This window comes from Streptomyces sp. NPDC058086 (genome assembly GCF_042885015.1).
Lineage (GTDB): Bacteria > Actinomycetota > Actinomycetes > Streptomycetales > Streptomycetaceae > Streptomyces.
The window spans coordinates 1-17865 of record NZ_JBHVST010000074.1 but is presented as its reverse complement, the minus strand read 5'-3'; the positions used below and the strand labels follow the sequence as shown (position 1 = coordinate 17865).

The following is a 17865-nucleotide window of genomic DNA, read 5'->3' as shown; positions in this document are numbered from 1 at the left end:
GTCACTCCGCAAAGAAGTGGCGAGGTTTGGGTAAAGTCCCCCCCAATGGCATGATCGGCTAGGTGTTCGAGACAACGAGCCGGAGGGGGAACCGAGTTGTCTTTCGATGAGGAGTGGGCCCAGTTGAAGGCCGACGCCCTGGCGCGCAGGTCGACGGGCATGCAGATCGACCAGCTTCCGGCCGACGCGAGCGGTGGCACCGGCGCACCAGCCACGGGGGGTCTGGTGGCCAAGACCGACTCGATCAACGGCAACGCGAATCTGCTGATCGAAATAGCGGGCTTCCTCCAGGAGGGCCGGCCTGACGCCGAACTCACCACCATGGCCCGGGAGCCTCGAACACACGAGGACGTGGCCAAGCAGGTGGCCCGGTTCGCCGGATTCGCGGATGACCAGTACCTGGACGCGGTCGCTCTCTTCGCGGCACTCTCCACCCGCCTGCGAACAGTCGGCAGCGACTTCGTGAAGATCGACGACGACACGGCACTGCGCTTCCTCGACGACATATTGCGCTACGGCCAGTACGTCGCTCCGGAGGCACGATGAGCGGCGGGATCAGCCACCGCAAGGACGTCGAATATCTGGAGGGCTGCAACCCGCCCCTCGTCGAGCGGAACGCGGACGAGTTCAAGCGCCTGCACGACATGCTCGTGGCGGTCGACCCGTCCGCCGAGCGGGCCGAGAAGCGCACCCAGTGGAAGAGCGAAGGCAGCCGGCACTACGAAGCCCGGCTCACCGAGGCGCGCAAACTGCTCACGCAGCTCACCGAGGGTTACCACAAGGCCGCCTGCGCCCTGAGCGACTATGCGTTCGCACTGGAGGTCGCCAAGGCGCACTACTCCAACGGCAAGGCGAACGAGCAGTCCCTCGCAAACCTGATCCACACCAAGGGCACGGCGATCACCCGTGAGGCCCAGGAGGCGGAGCCGATGCGCCAGTGGGAGGACATGCGGTCCACCACCGACGTCATGGACTTCTTCGCCGAGCTCACCATGGATGTCGACGACATCCGCGACGACGCGAACCGGCTGCACGACGCCGCCGGCGGCGATTTCCATCTGGCGAAGACCACAGAACACGAGGCACGGGAGCTCTGCGTCCACCAGCTCAAGCAGGCGTACGACCTGCTGCCCGACTTCCGCATGGGCTTCATTCAACGCGTCGACATCGTCTCGGCGATCGCCGACTTGCGGCGAGAGGCTGCCGAGGCGCGCACGAATCCGCTGACCCATCTGCCCGGCAGCGGCCCCAAGCAGGACTACTACCCCATCGCCGGGAGGGACATCGTCTCCCCGACGCTGCGCGACATCCGCCTCCAGGTCGCCAACCTCCCGGGAGCGGCGGACAGTTACTGGAGTCCGCCCTCCAACGCCCAGGAGCACGCCGACTGGATCGCGGCGAACAAGGACATCATCAAGGCGGCGGCACGGAACTCGGGGCTCCCGCCGGACATGGTCGCCGGTATCGCCTGGCAGGAGATCGGCGGACAGCCCGGCATCCTGGACGACATCACCGACACCATCCGCGAACAGGCCGACTCCCCGCTCAGTCCGATCGCCCCCGAGAGCCTCCCCTGGCGTCTCGGCGGCGATCCCGACAACACGTCCATGGGTCCCATTGCCATCCAGGTGCGACGCGGCGCCGAGGTCCTCGGCTACGACCCCGACCACCTCACCGACCAGCAGCGCGGCATGGTGGAGGATTCTCTCCAGGACCCTGCGCAGAACATCTTCATCGCCTCGGAGTACCTGGCCCAACTCAAGGCGGAGAGCGAGTTCGCCAACGTGCCTGCGGAGGAGATGACGCCGGCCCAGTATCAGGAACTCGCCGCGCGTTACAACGGTGGCCCGTACTGGCAGACCGATGACGCCCAGGCCTACGGGCGTGGCTTTACGAACAATCTGGACGAGGCAAGGAACGCACTGCGCTGATGACCAGCCCTTCCCACGTGGACGACGACCGCGGCTGCCTGCGCCTGGTCCTCGCCGTTCCACTGATCCTGCTCACCCTTGTCGCTGCGTACTTCTGCTGGACGGCACTGACCATCCGTCCGTCCGGGCCCTGGGACGACGACGCGTACGCCGGCATCGCACTCTCGTGCGTCCTCACCATCGGGGCTGCCGGTGCGGTGGCAGTGCTGTGGCTGCTGCCGTCGGTGCGACGGATCATGGGATGGTGGTGGGTGGGCCCCGCCGTGCTGTTGGGTGTGATCGCAGTGATCCGATGGGTGATGGGCGGTTGAGCCGTCCAGCCCCATCACGAACGTGAAAAGGCGTGGCGGACCATCCGACCGCCACGCCTTACGGACTTGCGGTTTCAAGAATCAGTGACCGTGATCTGCAACGGTCCGCTGGGCGCCGGGGAACCCACATCGTTGGGGTATCCGTACTGCGCGTGGAGCCCGCCCGAGTCGGTCAGCGTGAAGCCGATAGTGTAGACGCCGGGCGCCAGGCCTTGGGACAGGCCGGCCACTATCTGCACGGTCCCGTCGGTCACCGCGAAGAGGCCGCCGTAGCCCCCACCGACGGGATCGCCGGTGGAATCGTAGATGGTGAGGCTGTACCCGTTGACTCCCGCGAAGGAGGTCACGTCAGCCGTCAGCTCGACGTTGCGGGGCAGGGCGCTGGCGGCGACCGTTGTGAAACTCAACGATGCGGAGGTCGCCACAGGGGGCGTGGTGTCCGGAATCTGTGTGACCACCAGGTTCAGGTCCGGCCCATCGAAGTATGAACCGTACGCCGCCACGTCACCGGCACCGTCCACGAGCGCTATGCCCGTGATGGTGCACTCCTTGTCGTAGGTCTGAAACATGGTGGCAGTGACCGTGATCGTGCCGTCAGCGCTGATGACAGGCGCCTGGGTGACCGATCCACCGCAGCCTGTGTCCGTCCACACGGTGGCCGAAGCGAGCCCCTGGCGCACGCCGTTGGGCTGCATCGTGATCGAGAGCTTCTGCGGTGCGGACCAGTTGTTCACCGCCTTCGGGGTGATGGAGAAGTCACTGGCCTGCAGGGTCCCGTTCTGAGTGACCTGAACAGGCGCGAGGTTCAAGTTTCGGTGGACGGATGTGTTTCCCGCGTTGTCGGTCAGCCTGATCCGTGAGACGGCCCACGTACCAGCTGCGGCTCCGGCCGGGATGGTGACCGAGACGCTGCAGACGATGTCGTTACTGCCCCAGCCACCACCGTGGGGACCGCAGGAGGTGGAGCCATCTCCGGTCGACACCACCCTGAGCTTGCCGGACGCTGTCTGCCCGCCCGGGCCGGCGACGGTGATCTCACCCTTGTAGAAGCCGGACTCGGGATCAGCGACCTCGATGCTGTACTCCACGGTGACGGGCTTGGCCGCGTTGTAGAGATACGTCGGCTGGTCAGGCGGCACGGAGACCCGCTCGTAAGTCGGTCCGGCCGAGTCGACCAACTCCTCGGCCGTGACAGTGCTTGCGAACTCCGAGAGCCGGCCTTTGCCGACCGTCAGGGTCTTTCCCCGGTCGTCCGAGGCAGTGACCCTGACGACCGCCCAGGTCGCGCTGGGCTCCGCCGCGTACTGCGGCACATTGAAGTCGTAACTGTATGTGGATGACTGGGCGTTCCCGGACACGGAGCTGGTCATCGTGGAGCCGTCCGGCTGCAATGAGTAGCTGATGTCGTAGGCGGGTCCTACGGCGCTGCCCCCTGCGGTGATCTGACGGATGTAAACGTCGCCCGACACAGTGGCGGCGCCGGCGTTGCCGTCCGTCACGGTCCAGTCGAGCGTCGCGGTCGCGCCCTCGGCCGTGGCGTCAACCGTCGACGGGCTGAACGAGAGAGCGCTGAGCTTCAGCCCTCTGTCGTTTGCCGCAGCCTGCGCCGGCCCCACCGAGGCCGCGCACAATAAAGCTGCCGTCAGAATGCCGACGACAGCCCGGGATATCTGGGGTCTGCGTCTTCGTGAACGCATCGTTCACTACCTCCTCATGCCCTGACCCCGGCGGATCAGCTGCCCGATGCTAGCAATTGCGATGTTCTGCGCATCGGGTAATTTGCACCGGATCCCATGCCACCCGAAGGTCGCCTGCCCGTAGGGCAGTTGCCAACGCAAGTGATCAGGTGTCGAGGTGCTGCCAAGAGGGTTACATCTACCCATGCCTTGCGATTCCAGGATCCTCGACCACCGGGGTCCGAACGGGCTGTGGCGGCGGGATCCGGAGGCCGAGAAGCTCGTGACGTACGACTTCTGCATGGGGGATCCGGAGATCCGGCGGCGGTCGTGGCAGATGCGGCGCAAGAACCGGACGCTGAAGGCGGAGCCGAACGCGGCGCACCGGGCGGTGGCCGAGCTGGAGCGGTCCGGGGTGCCGGTGCGGGTGATCACACAGAACGTGGACGGGTCGCACCAGCTCGCCGGGATGCCGGCCCGCAAGGTGATCGAGCCGCACGGCACCGCGCGTACCGTCGTGCGCACCAAGTGTCACGCCAAGGGGCCGACGGAGGACGCGCTCGCACGGGTCGAGGGGGGCGAGGAGGACCCGCCGTGCCTGGAGTGCGGCGGGATCCTGAAGTCGGCGACGGTGATGTTCGGGCAGCGGCTCGACCCGGTGGTGCTCGGTGAGGCGATGGCGATCACCAAGGCGTGCCAGGTGTTCATCGCGGTCGGCAGCAGCCTTCAGGTGCAGCCCGCCGCCGGGCTCGCGGGCCTCGCCACCGACCACGGGGCGCGGCTGATCATCGTCAACGCCGAACCGACACCGTACGACGACCGGGCCGACCAGGTCGTACGGGACCCGATCGGAACCGCGCTGCCGAAGCTGCTGCGTACGTTGGGCGAAGAGGGCTGGAGGCACAGAGAGCCGACGGCGAAGAGAGCTGGAGAAGTGCGCTAGGTCCTGTCGTCAAATTCCCGTCGTCCGCCCGGAGGGCGGGCCCTGCGGCGTCATGGGGGTCCCCCTGCTCGAGCGGAGTCGAGAGCTTGGGGGAGCGTGCTCTCGGCGTGCCGGGCACAGGCCCTCGTACTGGATGTACTTGGGTCTGTGCCCGGTGCGCCGAAGGGAGTCCCTCCCTGTTCGAGCGAAGCCGAGAACTTGGGGGCGCGTGCATGGCGTCGCGGGGCAGACGGGAATGTGACGACAGGGCCTAGAAGAGAGCCGTACCGCTCTCGAAGTCCAGCAGGCGCTGCTTGCGGTCCAGGCCGCCGCCGTATCCGGTGAGGCTTCCGTTCGCGCCGACCACGCGGTGGCAGGGCACGATGATGCCGATGGGGTTCTTGCCGTTGGCGAGGCCGACCGCGCGGGAGGCGCCCGCGTTGCCCAGGGCTTCGGCCAGTTCGCCGTACGAGCGGGTCTCGCCGTAGGGGATCCGGCGCAGCTGCTCCCAGACGCTGCGCTGGAACGGGGTGCCGGACATCCGCAGTGCGAGGGTGAACTCCTTCAACTCACCCTCGAAATAGGCCTTCAGCTGGTCGGCGACCTCACCGAAGGGCATGTCGTCGCGTTCGCCGAAGGTCTCCTCCGGCGGGCGGTGGCGTTGGCCGACCATGTAGAGGCCGCACAGGACGCCGTCGTCGGCGACGAGGGTGAGGGGGCCGTACGGGCTGTCGATGACCGTGTGCTGTTTCACAGTTCGTACCTTCGAGTCGCTTGAAGCATGTGCGCTTGCTTGAAGTCGCTTACACGGGGAGGAAGTTGATCGGGTGGCTGTCCGTCGCCCACAGGTACTGGACCGCGTACGCCCGCCACGGGCGCCACGCCGCCGCGCGCGCCGTGAGGGCGGCGGGGGTTGAAGGCAGACCCAGTTCCTGGGCCGCGCGCCGGATTCCGAGGTCGGTGGGGAGGAAGGCGTCGGGGTCGCCGAGGGCTCGCATGCCGATGACGTCGACTGTCCAGGGGCCGAAGCCGGGGAGGGCGAGGAGACGGGCGCGGGCTTCGGCCCAGTCGCTCTCCACTCCCAAGTGGAGGGTGCCGTCGGCGAGTTGGTGTACGAGGGTGGTGAAGGTGGTGCGGCGGGTGCTCGGCATCGCGAGCGTGGACGGGTCAAGGGCCGCGAGCGCCTGAGGGGAGGGAAAGAGGTGGGTGAGGCCGCCCTCGGGGTCCTCGACGGGTTCGCCGTGCGCGGTGACCAGGCGGGCCGCGTGGGTACGGGCGGCGGCGGTGGAGACCTGCTGGCCCAGGACGGCCCGTACGGCGAACTCGGCCTCGTCGACCGTGCGCGGCACCCGGCGGCCCGGGGCCTTCGCCACCAGGGGCGCCAGCACGGGATCCGTCCGCAGCTGGTCGTCGACGGCGACCGGGTCGGCGTCCAGGTCGAGCATGCGGCGGCAGCGGCTGATCGCGACGGGCAGGTCGCGCAGGTCACTGAGGGTGAGGCGGCAGGCGATGTGGTCGACGTGCGGGGTGAGCCCGACGATCCCGTGGCCGTAGGGCAGGCGCAGGGTGCGCCGATAGGCGCCGTCGCGCCACTCCTCGACACCGGGTACGGCGGTCGCCGCGAGGTGACCGAAGAGGTTGTCGGGGTTGAGCGGGGCGCGGAAGGGGAGCCGCAGGCTCAGGACGCCCGGTGTGGCCGGGGCGCGTTTCTTCGGCACCCGGTCGCGCAGCTCGCTCGGGGCGAGGGCGAAGACCTCGCGCACGGTGTCGTTGAAGGTGCGGATGGAGGAGAACCCGGCCGCGAAGGCGATCTCCGCCATCGGGAGCGTGGTGGTCTCGATGAGCAGCTGGGCGGTCTGGGCACGCTGGGCCCGGGCGAGCGCGAGCGGTCCCGCGCCGAGCTCGGCCAGCAGCTGCCGCTCGACCTGGCGGATGCTGTAGCCGAGCCGGCCCGCCAGGCCCGGGATCCCCTCGCGGTCCACGACCCCGTCGCCGATCAGACGCATCGCACGGGCGACGAGGTCGGCTCGCTGGTTCCACTCGGGCGAGCCGGGGCTGGTGTCCGGACGGCAGCGCTTGCAGGCCCGGAACCCGGCCTGCTGGCAGGCCGCCGCACTCGGGTAGAACGTCATGTTCTCGGGTTTCGGCGGCACCACCGGGCAGCTCGGCCGGCAGTAGATCCGCGTGGTCAGGACCGCTGTGAAGAACCATCCGTCGAAGCGCGCGTCCTTCGACTGGACAGCGCGCACACAGCGCTCCATGTCGGTGTGCATCCCGTTCCGCATGCCTCAAGCATCGGGCACCTGCGGGGCCGGGGCTGGCGAGAATCCGACATCAACCTCACAGCGACCGAGGTCGGCCTCCGTCCGGCCGATGCCCTGCGGACTCCCGCAGACGCCATGCGGACTCCCGCAGCAGCCGTAGCCCGTTCAGCCCGACCAGCACGGTGGAGCCCTCGTGGCCCGCGACGCCGAGCGGCAGCGGGAGGTGTCCGAGCAGGTCCCACAGGACGAGGACCGTGATGAACGTGCCCGCGACGAGGAGATTCTGGACCACCAGGCGGCGGGCCCCGCGGGACAGCCGTACGACCGCGGGGATCGCCGCCAGCTCGTCGCGGACGACGACGGCGTCCGCCGTCTCCAGCGCCAGGTCGGAACCCGCCCGGCCCATGGCGACCCCCGCGTGGGCGGCGGCCAGGGCGGGCGCGTCGTTGACACCGTCGCCGACGAACAGGACCTTGCGGCCCTCGCGTTGCAGTTCCCGTACGGCCGTGACCTTGTCCTCGGGCAGCAGGGAGGCGCGTACGTCCGTGATGCCGGTGGCGGTGGCCACCTGGGCGGCGGCGCGCGGGTTGTCGCCGGTGAGGAGCACGGGTGAGGCGCCCGTCAGGGCGGTGAGGCCCGCGGCCGTCTCGGCGGCGTCGGCGCGCGGGCGGTCGGCCAGGACGAGTCTGCCGACGGGAGCGCCGTCACGTTCCACGAGGACGACCGTGCCGCCTTCGACGTCCGTGCCCGTGTCCGTGCCCGTGTCCGAGTCCGAGTCCGAGTCCGAGTCCGAGTCCGAGTCCGAGTCGGGGCGGCCGACCGTGACGACCCGGCCTTCGACCGTGGCGGTGACGCCATGTCCCGGCTTCGCCGTGAAGTCGCAGGTGGGGGCGAGGCGCAGATCACGGGTGCGGGCCGCCGCGACGATCGCGCGGGCGAGCGGGTGTTCGCTGGGGTGCTCGGCGGCGGCCGCCAGCGCCAGCAGGGCGTCCTCGTCCAGCCCCGATCCGGTCGCCGGACGTACGGCCGTCACCTCGGGCGCGCCCTCCGTCAGCGTGCCGGTCTTGTCGAGGGCGGCCGTGTCGATCTCGCCGAGGCGTTCCATGGCGAGCGCGGACTTGACCAGGACGCCGTGCCGGCCTGCGGTGGCGATGGCGGAGAGCAGCGGGGGCATGGTCGCGAGGACGACCGCGCACGGCGAGGCGACGATCATGAACGTCATCGCCCGCAGCAGCGCGCCGGTGAGGTCCGCGCCGAAGGCGAGCGGCACGGCGAAGACGGCGAGCGTGGCGGCCACCACGCCCACCGCGTAGCGCTGTTCGACCGTCTCGATGAACAGCTGTGTCGGCGCCTTGGTGCGCGAGGCCTCCTCCACGAGGGTGACGATCCGGGCGATCACGGAGTCGGCGGGGTCGCGCTCGACACGGACGCGCAGGGCTCCGGTGCCGTTGAGTGTGCCCGCGAAGACCTCGTCGCCCGGGGTCTTGAGGACCGGCAGCGGTTCGCCGGTGATGGTCGCCTGGTCGGCCTCGCTCCTACCGTCGAGGACCCGCCCGTCGGCTCCGATCCGCTCCCCCGGCCGGATCAACAGCTCGTCACCGACGGCGAGTCGACTCACCGGGACGGACTCCTCGCCGTCGGCGGTCAACCGGGTCGCTGTCGCGGGCGCGAGGTCGAGCAGACCGCGTACGGAGTCGGCGGTGCGGGCGGTGGCCAGGGCCTCCAGGGCGCCGGAAGTGGCGAAGATGACGATCAGCAGGGCGCCGTCCAGGACCTGTCCGATCGCGGCGGCGCCGAGGGCCGCGACGATCATCAGCAGATCGACGTCGAGGGTCTTCCCGCGCAGCGCGCGCAGCCCCTCCAGCGCCGGTTCCCAGCCACCGGCGAGGTAGGCGACCACGTAGAGCGGCCCGTACGTCCAGCCGGGCGCGTCGGCGAAGTGCAGCGGGAGCGCGAGCAGGAAGGCGGCGGTCGCGAGGAGCGCCCAGCGGGCCTCCGGCAGCGCGAGGACGCGGGTGCGGCGGCCCGGGGCCGTGCGGGCGGATGCGTCGAGGGCGGGGACGGGCGGCGAGTCAAGAGTGGAGGACACCCCGGCACCATACAGGAATGCATGAAGACTCATTCATATCTTCATGTGCGATGAGTAAGATACGCCCATGGGTCATGGAGCCGTCACCACCGCGCGGGACGCCGCCGCTGAGAACGTCACCACGCGCGTGCGTCTGGACGCGGCGAATGTCGCGAAGGTGGCCACCACGCTCCAGGCCCTGTCCACCCCCTCACGGCTGCTGATCCTCGCGCGGCTGCGCGAAGGGCCGCTTCCGGCGACGGAGCTGGCCGCCGAGGTGGGCATGGAACAGTCCGCCTGCTCGCACCAGTTGCGGCTGCTGCGCAACCTGGGCCTGGTCGTCGGCGAGCGGCGCGGCCGGTCGGTGGTCTACGCGCTGCACGACCACCATGTCGCCGAACTCCTCGACCAGGCGGTCTACCACGTGGAGCATCTGCGGCTCGGCCTCAGCGACGCGTCCGAGTAGCGCCGGCGTCCCGGCCGACTGCCACGCGGCAGATGCGACCGCTGTACGCCGCCGGGTTCACGAGGACCGGGATCAGGCTCCTTCGACGTAAGGGAAGACGCGGGTGAAGTCGGCGCCGGGTTCCTTCGCGGCGAACCTCTCCCACAGGGCGCCGGTGGCCGCCCCGATCGGTGACGGCCGGTCCTCTTCCTCGACGGCGCGCAGGTAGAGCTGTACGTCCTTGGCCATGAGCGTGTTGGTGAACCCGGCGGCGTAGCGGCCGGTGAGGACATGGTTCGGGAACTTGTCGTTCGTCGCGGCGCTGCGCCCGCTGGCCCCGTCCAGCACCTCCACCATGGTCGCCATGTCGAGACCCACCGACCTGCCGAAGGCGATCGCCTCGCTGGTCGCGGCGAGTGTAGTGGCCGCCAGGAAGTTGTTCGCCAGCTTCAGGGCCTGGGCGAGGCCCGGGCGGTCGCCCACCCGGTGGCGGCGGTCGCTCAGGGCGGCGAGGACCGGCTCGACGCGGGCGCAGGCCTCGTCGCTCCCGGCGTACATCACGGCGAGGGTGCGGGCCCTGGCGCCCGCCACACCGCCGGACACCGGGGCGTCGACGTAGGCGACCCCCGGACTCCCCACTCAGGAGAACATCCCTCTCGCTGAGCGTAAATGAAGATTCCGCAGGGAAACAGATGGGCGTCACGGCCTTGACCCGGCACCCCGGCCCGGAAAGGTCAGCGGGTCTCCTCGCCCTGGGCGATCTCCACCTCGTGATGGAAGGCGAGGACGCCGGTCGCCGCCGCGGAGGCGGAGACGGTCGCGCAGGCGACGAGGAGGAGCGCGATCCAGGAGGCGGCGCGGGAGCGGCGCCCGGGAGTCGCGAGAAGGGCCGCGACGCGCTGGGGTACGGGTCCGGTGGTCGCGGCGGCGGCGAAGTCGGGGCGGACGGAGCGGGCGGCCGTGGTGGCGAGGGCGGCGCGGGCGATGGCGCGCGCGGTCAGCCGCCGGTCCCCCACCGCCGTGGCGGCGGCCTCGTCCGCGGCGCGCTCGGCGGCGAGCGCGATGCTGTCGCGGACCGCGCGCAGCCCGGGATGGCAGTGCGCGGCGATCTCGGCCGCGACGAGGAAGCGGTGGTGGTTGCCCGCGTTGTGAGCCCGCTCGTGGGCGAAGAGCACCTCGCGCTCCTCGGGGCGGAGGCTGCGGAGCATCGCGGTGGTGACGACGATGCGGTGCGGACGGCCCGGCAGCGCGTACGCGTCCGGGTGGGGAGATTCGATCACGCACAGGTCGCCCGCGGCGGGTCGGCGGTCGGCCTGACTGCGGGCGGTGCGGAAGGCGCGCAACTGGCGCAGGGCGGAGCGTACGAGGGTCGCGGCGCCGACGGTGAGGAGGCCGGTGGCCGCCGCCGCCAGGGGCAGGACGATCAGGTTCGACGGGGTGCGCAGGGGGTGGACGAGGTCACCCAGGCCCGCCAGGACCGGCAGCTTGAGCAGGCCGGTGAGGAGCAGCGCGCCGAGCGCGGCCACGGAGGCGCCGGCCAGCACGAGGACCGTGAGCGTCAGTGCCCACAGCGCGGCGACCGGCGCGAGGCGGTCGAGGCAGCGGCGGGCCAGCCCCGGCAGCGCGAAGGGCAGCAGAAGCGGGATGAGCAGCGGAATGATCAGCAGAGTGGTCATTACTCACCCGATTCTAGTGGCTCACCCGATTCCAGAAGATCACGCAGGAGACGCTCGTCGTCGGGGCTGAGCTGGGCGACGAACCGGGCGAGCGCCGTCTCCCGGTCCTCGTCCCGGTCGAGCTCGGTGTGCATGCGGCGGGCGGTGAGGCCGTGCGGGTCCTGGACGGGGAAGTAGGCGAAGCCGCGGCCCTGGCGCTCCCGGCGGACGATCCCCTTCTCGTGCAGCCTCGACAGGATCGTCGTCACCGTCGTACGGGCCAGCCCCGAGCCGAGCTCCGTCTGGACGCGGCCCGGCGTCAGCGGTGCGCCGGCGGCCCAGAGGGCGGCCATGACGGAAGCCTCGAGCTCACCCGCCGGTCGGCGTTCGTCCTTCGCGCTGGTCATGGGAACGATCCTCACCCCGGTATCGTCTACAGTTCAGTAGACCGTCTACAGGATTGTAGTCACTCGGGTGCCGTCACGACCGCGCCCGCCCGTCCAGTATGAGAGGGCTCCCGGCGATGGCCGCACCTTTGTTCGCAGCGTCACAGCTCGGATCACAGCTCGGGTCGGAGCTGGCGGTGAACATCCTCAGCGCCCAGTCCCTGCTCGCCGCCTTCGGTGTGCTGGGCGTCGGCGTGGTGATGTTCGCGGAGACCGGGCTGCTGATCGGCTTCTTCCTGCCCGGTGACTCGCTGCTGTTCACGGCGGGCCTGCTGTGCACGGGGTCGGGCCACGGCGGCCTGAAGCTGTCCCTGGGGCCGCTCCTGGTCTGCGCCGCCGTGGGCGCGCTGGCCGGCTCCCAGTGCGGTTATCTCATCGGACGCAAGGCGGGCGGCGCTCTGCTGGCCCGCAGCGGCTCGCCCCGGCTGCACGAGGGAGCCAAGCGCGCCGAGGAGCTGCTGGAGCGGTACGGCCACGCGAAGGCGATCGTGCTGGCCCGCTTCGTCCCGGTCGTGCGCACGGTGCTGAACCCGATGGCGGGCGCCCTCCAGGTCCCCGCCCGCACGTTCACCGTGTGGCAGGTCGTCGGCGGTCTCGTCTGGAGCATCGGCCTCACCCTCGCGGGCTATGCACTGGGCTCGTCGATTCCGAACGTCGACCGCTATCTGCTCCCGATCATCGCCGTGATCGTCTTCGTGTCGCTGATCCCGCTGGCCGCGGAGTTCCGCCGCTCCCGCAAGGGCGCGGCCACGACCGCGGAGAAGGGCGCCGAGGGATGATGCTCGCGTTCAACGGGTCGTCGATCGACGGCTCCGCCTACACCTACGTGGTGAATCTCGCCCATGACGCCCCGTCCTGGCTGGACGGCCTGGTGTCCGCCTGGTCGACGTACGGGCTGGCGCTGTTCGCCGTTCTCATGCTCGTGGGCTGGTGGCAGGCCCGTCGCAGCAGCGCCCAGGCGGCGATGGTCGCGCTCGCGGTGCCGGTGATCGTCGTCGTGGCGTTCGGGGTGAACTCCCTGTTCAAGATGGTCGTCCGCGAGGACCGCCCCTGTCAGAGCCTGCACGTGAAGACGCTGGAGGCGTGTCCCGCGCCGGGCGACTGGTCCTTCCCCAGCAATCACACGGTCATCGCCGCCGCGGCCGCCGTGGCCCTGCTCTACGTCTCCCGTCGCCTCGGCACCATCGCCCTGCTGGCCGCCTGTCTGATGGCCGTGTCCCGGGTCTGGGTCGGCGCGCACTATCCGCACGATGTGGTCGCCGGTGTCCTGGTCGGAACGCTGATCGCGATGCTGCTGACGACCCTTCTGCGCAGACTCTCCGACCCGCTGGCGGGCCGGCTGACGGACTCGCGGCTGCGGCCGCTGCTGATCTCGGCGTAGGCCACCGGCCACGGCTGCGGCCACACCCAGAGCCACGGCTACGGCTACGGCTACGGCTACGGCTACGGCTACCGGCTACCGGCTACGGGAAACAGGCAAGCACCCTTCCGGAGCTGCTGAAGGAGGACCATGCGGCACACGATCCTGGTCGTCGAGGACGACCACGCCCTGCGTGACGTCCTGCTGCGCGGGCTGCGCGACGAGGGCTTCGACACCGTGCCCGCCCCGGACGGGGCGACCGCGCTGCGGCTGGCCGGGGACGACGTCGACGCGGCCGTGCTGGACGTCGGGCTGCCCGATGCGGACGGGCGGGACGTGTGCCAGGCGATCAGAGCCAATGGTTTCCTCTCGCCCGTCATCTTCCTGACGGCTCATCACCACCTCACGGACCGGCTGGCGGGCTTCTCGGCCGGCGGCGACGACTATCTGCCCAAGCCGTTCCACCTGACGGAGCTCGCCGCCCGGCTGCGGGCGGCGCTCAAACGCAGCGGACCGCTCCCGGCCACCACGGCCGGGGACCTGGTCCTGGACCCGGTCGGGCACAGCCTCACCGTCGAGGGCACCCGGGTCGGCCTCACCCCGACGGAGTTCCGGCTGCTGGCGGCGCTGATGGCGGGGTCCGGGGACATCGTCCGCAGGCGGGAGCTGATCAGGGCCGGCTGGCCGGAAGGCGCTCAGGTCAGCGACAACACGCTGGACCAGTATCTGACCCGGCTGCGCCGCAAGCTCCGGGACGGCGGCAGCGCGCTGACCATCACCACGGCGCGCGGCATCGGCCACCGGCTGTCATGAAGACCCTGTCAGCCGGTGCCACGAGGGCCCTGTCAGCCGACACGAAGGCACGGTCATGAGGGCGTTCGCCTCACGATGGTGGCCGCGCACCCTGCGGGGCCGACTCTCCCTGGTCGCGCTCACCACGGCGACGATCCTGATGGTGATCCTCACGGTCGCGTTCAACACGGTCGTACGCCGTCACCTCCAGCACCAGGCGGACGACGAGCTGCGCACGCGGGCCGCCGCCGTCAGCGCGACCGTCGTCACCGACGGCTCCCGGGTGCGGGTCCTGGAGACCCCGGGCGAGGAGCTCCTCGACACGAACGTGTGGATCTACTCGGGCGGCCGACTGCTCGAGAAGCCCACGTCCGCCACCGCCACCAGCCCGCTGACCCGCGCCGCCGGCCGGCTCGTGGCGCGCGACGCCCGGACTTGCGTCACCGTGCACAGTCACGACGAGGTACGGCTGTGCTCGCGCCCGGTGCCCGGTGGCAAGGGCACCGCTGCCGTCGTCACGGCGCTGGACCTCTCCCCGTACCGCAGTTCGGCCGACACGATGCTCTTCGCGTCCCTCGCCCTCGACGCCGCGATGCTCGCCTGCACATACGCGCTGACGCGGCTGGCAGTGGGCCGTGCCCTGCGTCCCGTGCGCTCGATGACCGAGCACGCCACCCAGTGGAGCGCGATAGCCTCCCAGGAGCGCTTCGGCTCCGTGACCCGGCCCACCGAACTCGCCCAGCTGGGCGGTTCGCTGGACGCCCTCCTCGACCGCATCCGCGCGCTGCTGCGGCACGAACAGCAGCTCACCCGGGAGCTGTCGCACGAGCTGCGCAACCCGCTCGCCCGGATCATCGCCGAGCTCGACTGGTGGGGAGCCCGCCCCCGCTCCGACGCCGACACCAAGGCCACGCACGCGGCGATCGCCGACGCGGCCCAGTCCATGCGCACGATCTGCGACACCCTGCTCGACGAGGCACGCGACAGCGCGGCCACCGCGCCCGGCACGGCCGACGTGCTGCCGGTGCTGCACCGCCTGGTGGACCGCCTCGGCCCCACGAAGGAGGGTGTGGAAGTCGTCGTCACCGTCCCGGACGCGCGGTTGTCGGCCGGGGTGCCGGACGCCCTTCTGGAGCGCATCGTCAGCCCGCTGCTCGACAACGCCCTGCGGCACGCACGCACCCGGGTCGAGATCCTGGCCCGCGCTCAGCCCGGCGGCGTACGCGTCGAGGTCGGGGACGACGGTCCCGGCGTACCGGCGTCGTTCACGGCGCAGCTCTTCCAGCCCGGCCGGCGCGCCGATCCCGAGGACGGACACGGCGGAGCGGGCCTCGGGCTGCCGCTGGCGCGACGCCTGGCCCGCTCCGCCGGCGCGGAGGTGGACCACGACGGGCGGCACACCTCCGGCGCGACGTTCGTGGTCACGCTGCCCGCGGGTTGAGCACGTCCTCCCCGCTGGAGGCGCCTACTGGAGGCTGAGCTGCCGCTCGGACTCGGTGACGTCCTTGCGGGTCATCGACAGGTACACCACCAGAGCGAGGATGACCGCGAGGAACAGCACGCTGGTGACCGTGGTGCCCAGGCCCAGGCCGCCGTCGCCGGTCGGCTGCGAGAGGTAGTCGCCCATCGAGGCACCCAGCGGGCGGGTCAGGATGTACGCGATCCAGAAGCTCAGCACGGCGTTGAGGCCGAGGGCGAAGTGCGCGACCGCCACCGCGGCGATGGCGAGGCCGAACAGGATGGCGGAGACCCAGTACCCGAGGGCCATCTTCTCGGCGACCAGGTCGCCGGCCGAGGTGCCCAGCGCGAAGGTGAACAGCACGGCCAGCCAGTAGTAGGCCTCGCGGGACACCGTGTCGATGCTGTGGATGGACAGCGTTCCCTCGCGGCGGTACCAGATGGCGAAGACGACGGCCAGGGCGACGGCGAACACGGTGGTGCAGGTCGTCAGCGACACGCCCAGATTGTCGGTGAGGTTGTCGCTGATCAGCGTGCCGACGACGCTGATGAGTGCCACGGCGGACCAGTAGACGCCGGGCCGGTAGGCCTTCGTGCGGAACTGGACGACGAGGACCCCTATCAGCAGCGCGCTCATCAGCAGCGACACGCCGGTCAGGCCCATGCCCAGGTTCGAGTTCAGGAAGTCCGCCGCGGTCTCGCCGACCGTGGTGCACAGCACCTTGATGATCCAGAAGTACGCGGTGACCTCGGGAACCTTGTTCCAGCGGAGGTGGTGGCCGGGGGCCGCCCCACTGCGGACATAGGCCCCGGGCGTCTCAGAAGTCTCAGTCATGAGGCCCGACCCTGCCAGCGGGACTCTGAACACATCCTGACTACCGGGTGGCGGGGGCGACGGGCGCGCCAGGGCCGACGGGGACGAGCAGCGTGAACGTCGTGGGGTCGCCGCCCGCCAGGAAGAGTCTGCCGCCGAGCGACACGGCCAGGTCGCGGGCGAGGGCGAGGCCGATGCCCGTACCGCCGTTGCGACCGCTGGTCCGTCCGCGCGCGAACAGGCCTTCCGGCTCGGCGGTGACCGTTCCCTCGTCGGCGACGTCGAAGGCGAGGGCGTCGTCGAGGTCGCGGACCGTGACGCGGACGCTGCCCCGGCCGTGCGTACGGGCGTTGTCCAGGAGGACGCCGAGGATCTCGGCGACGGGCGCGCCGGGCACCAGGACGTCGGCCGGGGCGTCCTGGACGCCGCAGTCCAGGCGCCTGCCTTCCTGGGCGAAGAGACCGTGCCACCGGGCGTCGGTCTCCGCCAGGAGGTGGGCCACCGGCCGGTCCGGCACAACGGCGCCCGGCGGGCCGGGCGAGCCCGCGAGTCGCAGCACCTCCTCCACCGTGTCGTGCAGCCGCCGGGTGGCGTCCAGCGCCTCCTCCAAGGCAAAGCGCAGCCGGGCGTCGTCCTGCGCGAGCCCCGACTCCAGCGTGAGCTGCAGCCCGGTCAGCGGGGTGCGCAGCTGGTGGGAGACATTGGCGGTGAAATCCTTCTCGTGGCGCAGGAGTTCGGAGAGGCTGTGCAGCATGTCGTTGTGCGTGCGGGCGACCTGGTCGATCTCGGCGATGGTGCTGGGCGCGGCCCGTGCGCTCAGGTCGCCCTCGGTGACGGCGCGGCAGTGCCGGGAGAGGTCCTCCAGCGGTGCGGCGAGCGCTCGTGCCTGACGCCGGGCGACGAGGACGGCGACTGCGAGCGCAAACACGGCCGCGCCTAGCAGGACCGCCCAGTCCAGCAGGACACGGTTCCTGACCGCCGACACGGCGGAGGAGGCCCGAACGACACCGATGACCTGCTCGGCGTGCGAGACGGGCACGGCGACCACGAGCTCGCTGCCGGTCCGGGTCCGTGCAATGACACCACGGAAGGCAAGGCGGACCGCCGCATCCCCGTTGCGGGGCCCGGTGCCCGTGTGCAGCCGGGGTTTGGGGTCGTACAGGCCGAGCCGCTCGCCCGGTCCCGGCGGGGGCAGTTCGGCGGGGTCACCGGTCGCGTAGTCGGGGTTCACGCGTACGGCGGCGGCCAGGGCGGCCCGTTCGAGGGAGTCCCGCTGGTCGGCGTACAGGGTGGCCCGGACGGCGAGGGCCAGCGGGATCGCGAGGAGGGCCAGCGCTACCAACACCGCGGTGACGGCCACCCGCACGACACGCTGTCTCATGCCCCTCATGATGCGGGGCGGCCACCGGATCACGCGGGGGCCGCCACGCGCTTTTGCCGTCGTCTAACCCTCGCCGTGCGGGGCGTTAACCGGGCGGCTCCTAGCGTCGGTGCCATGACCGTCCGGTCGGATCCGCACCGGTTCGGCAGGGGTTTCCAGGAGGGCAGTGGCCATGGCACGCGTACGTACCGTCCGTAGTCTCGGGGTCGTCGGACTCGTACTCGCCGGGGTGGTGGCCGCCGGATGCTCCGGTTCGGGTTCCGGGCCCCCTGCCGCCTCGCACGCCTCCTCCGGCTCGGGCTCCAGCTCCACCGCCACGGCCGGTGCTGGTGCCGCCCCGGG

General features: G+C 70.8%; 18 protein-coding genes. 9 read left to right on the top strand and 9 right to left on the bottom strand.

The annotated features are described in order from the left end of the window. Positions 1–96: 96 nt before the first annotated feature. The 3 genes from ACFVWD_RS39750 to ACFVWD_RS39740 are packed head-to-tail and all read left to right on the top strand — an operon-like array spanning position 97 to position 2242. Positions 97–546, top strand: coding sequence for a hypothetical protein (locus ACFVWD_RS39750; protein ID WP_389602857.1), 450 nt, complete (start codon positions 97–99; stop codon positions 544–546). Beyond that, complete coding sequence (locus tag ACFVWD_RS39745) at positions 543–1931, top strand: hypothetical protein (RefSeq protein WP_389602856.1); 1389 nt, start codon at positions 543–545, stop codon at positions 1929–1931. The genes ACFVWD_RS39750 and ACFVWD_RS39745 overlap by 4 nt, the downstream gene beginning before the upstream one ends. Continuing rightward, positions 1931–2242, top strand: a complete 312-nt coding sequence (locus tag ACFVWD_RS39740) for a hypothetical protein (protein ID WP_389602855.1) — start codon at positions 1931–1933, stop codon at positions 2240–2242. The genes ACFVWD_RS39745 and ACFVWD_RS39740 overlap by 1 nt, the downstream gene beginning before the upstream one ends. A gap of 74 nt (positions 2243–2316) precedes the next feature. Here ACFVWD_RS39740 and ACFVWD_RS39735 read toward each other — a convergent pair whose 3' ends face one another. Continuing rightward, entirely contained in the window at positions 2317–3939 is a 1623-nt protein-coding gene (locus ACFVWD_RS39735) for a hypothetical protein (RefSeq protein WP_389602854.1), read from the bottom strand. A 184-nt stretch (positions 3940–4123) separates the two neighbouring features. On the opposite strand from ACFVWD_RS39735, the gene ACFVWD_RS39730 reads away from it, so the two are divergent. Further along, a complete protein-coding gene (locus ACFVWD_RS39730; protein ID WP_389602853.1) occupies positions 4124–4861 on the top strand; it encodes a Sir2 family NAD-dependent protein deacetylase in 738 nt (245 codons plus the stop codon). A 250-nt stretch (positions 4862–5111) separates the two neighbouring features. Here the strand turns inward: ACFVWD_RS39730 and ACFVWD_RS39725 are convergent, their stop codons facing one another. Genes ACFVWD_RS39725 through ACFVWD_RS39715 form a run of 3 tightly spaced genes read right to left on the bottom strand, consistent with a single transcriptional unit; the run spans position 5112 to position 9226 of the window. Next, positions 5112–5594, bottom strand: coding sequence for a methylated-DNA--[protein]-cysteine S-methyltransferase (locus tag ACFVWD_RS39725; RefSeq protein ID WP_389602852.1), 483 nt, complete (start codon positions 5592–5594; stop codon positions 5112–5114). 49 nt (positions 5595–5643) lie between these two features. Further along, positions 5644–7125, bottom strand: coding sequence for an AlkA N-terminal domain-containing protein (locus ACFVWD_RS39720; protein ID WP_389602851.1), 1482 nt, complete (start codon positions 7123–7125; stop codon positions 5644–5646). A gap of 55 nt (positions 7126–7180) precedes the next feature. Further along, positions 7181–9226: a heavy metal translocating P-type ATPase gene (locus ACFVWD_RS39715; RefSeq protein ID WP_389602850.1), complete on the bottom strand. Its 2046-nt coding sequence runs from the start codon at positions 9224–9226 to the stop codon at positions 7181–7183. Between the two features lie 34 nt (positions 9227–9260). Between ACFVWD_RS39715 and ACFVWD_RS39710 the strand changes: the two genes are divergently transcribed. Then, positions 9261–9638, top strand: coding sequence for an ArsR/SmtB family transcription factor (locus ACFVWD_RS39710; protein WP_389602849.1), 378 nt, complete (start codon positions 9261–9263; stop codon positions 9636–9638). 72 nt (positions 9639–9710) lie between these two features. Here ACFVWD_RS39710 and ACFVWD_RS39705 read toward each other — a convergent pair whose 3' ends face one another. From ACFVWD_RS39705 to ACFVWD_RS39695, 3 genes are all read right to left on the bottom strand, one after another. Next, the gene (locus ACFVWD_RS39705) at positions 9711–10256 is read right to left on the bottom strand and encodes an NAD(P)-dependent oxidoreductase (RefSeq protein ID WP_389602848.1); all 546 of its coding nucleotides are present in this window, start codon (positions 10254–10256) and stop codon (positions 9711–9713) included. Between the two features lie 95 nt (positions 10257–10351). Continuing rightward, positions 10352–11293: a M48 family metalloprotease gene (locus ACFVWD_RS39700; RefSeq protein ID WP_389602847.1), complete on the bottom strand. Its 942-nt coding sequence runs from the start codon at positions 11291–11293 to the stop codon at positions 10352–10354. After that, positions 11293–11679, bottom strand: coding sequence for a BlaI/MecI/CopY family transcriptional regulator (locus tag ACFVWD_RS39695; RefSeq protein WP_389602846.1), 387 nt, complete (start codon positions 11677–11679; stop codon positions 11293–11295). The genes ACFVWD_RS39700 and ACFVWD_RS39695 overlap by 1 nt, the downstream gene beginning before the upstream one ends. Positions 11680–11795: 116 nt before the next feature. On the opposite strand from ACFVWD_RS39695, the gene ACFVWD_RS39690 reads away from it, so the two are divergent. From ACFVWD_RS39690 to ACFVWD_RS39675, 4 genes are all read left to right on the top strand, one after another. Beyond that, positions 11796–12497: a DedA family protein gene (locus tag ACFVWD_RS39690; RefSeq protein WP_389602845.1), complete on the top strand. Its 702-nt coding sequence runs from the start codon at positions 11796–11798 to the stop codon at positions 12495–12497. After that, entirely contained in the window at positions 12494–13099 is a 606-nt protein-coding gene (locus ACFVWD_RS39685) for a phosphatase PAP2 family protein (RefSeq protein WP_389602844.1), read from the top strand. The genes ACFVWD_RS39690 and ACFVWD_RS39685 overlap by 4 nt, the downstream gene beginning before the upstream one ends. Positions 13100–13228: 129 nt before the next feature. Next, positions 13229–13891: a response regulator transcription factor gene (locus tag ACFVWD_RS39680; RefSeq protein WP_389602843.1), complete on the top strand. Its 663-nt coding sequence runs from the start codon at positions 13229–13231 to the stop codon at positions 13889–13891. A gap of 55 nt (positions 13892–13946) precedes the next feature. After that, a complete protein-coding gene (locus ACFVWD_RS39675) occupies positions 13947–15311 on the top strand; it encodes a sensor histidine kinase (RefSeq protein ID WP_389602842.1) in 1365 nt (454 codons plus the stop codon). Positions 15312–15335: 24 nt separating this feature from the next. Here the strand turns inward: ACFVWD_RS39675 and ACFVWD_RS39670 are convergent, their stop codons facing one another. Then, entirely contained in the window at positions 15336–16163 is an 828-nt protein-coding gene (locus ACFVWD_RS39670) for a hypothetical protein (protein WP_168513011.1), read from the bottom strand. Positions 16164–16203: 40 nt separating this feature from the next. Further along, positions 16204–17523, bottom strand: coding sequence for a histidine kinase dimerization/phospho-acceptor domain-containing protein (locus ACFVWD_RS39665; RefSeq protein ID WP_389602841.1), 1320 nt, complete (start codon positions 17521–17523; stop codon positions 16204–16206). Between the last annotated feature and the right edge of the window lie 342 nt (positions 17524–17865).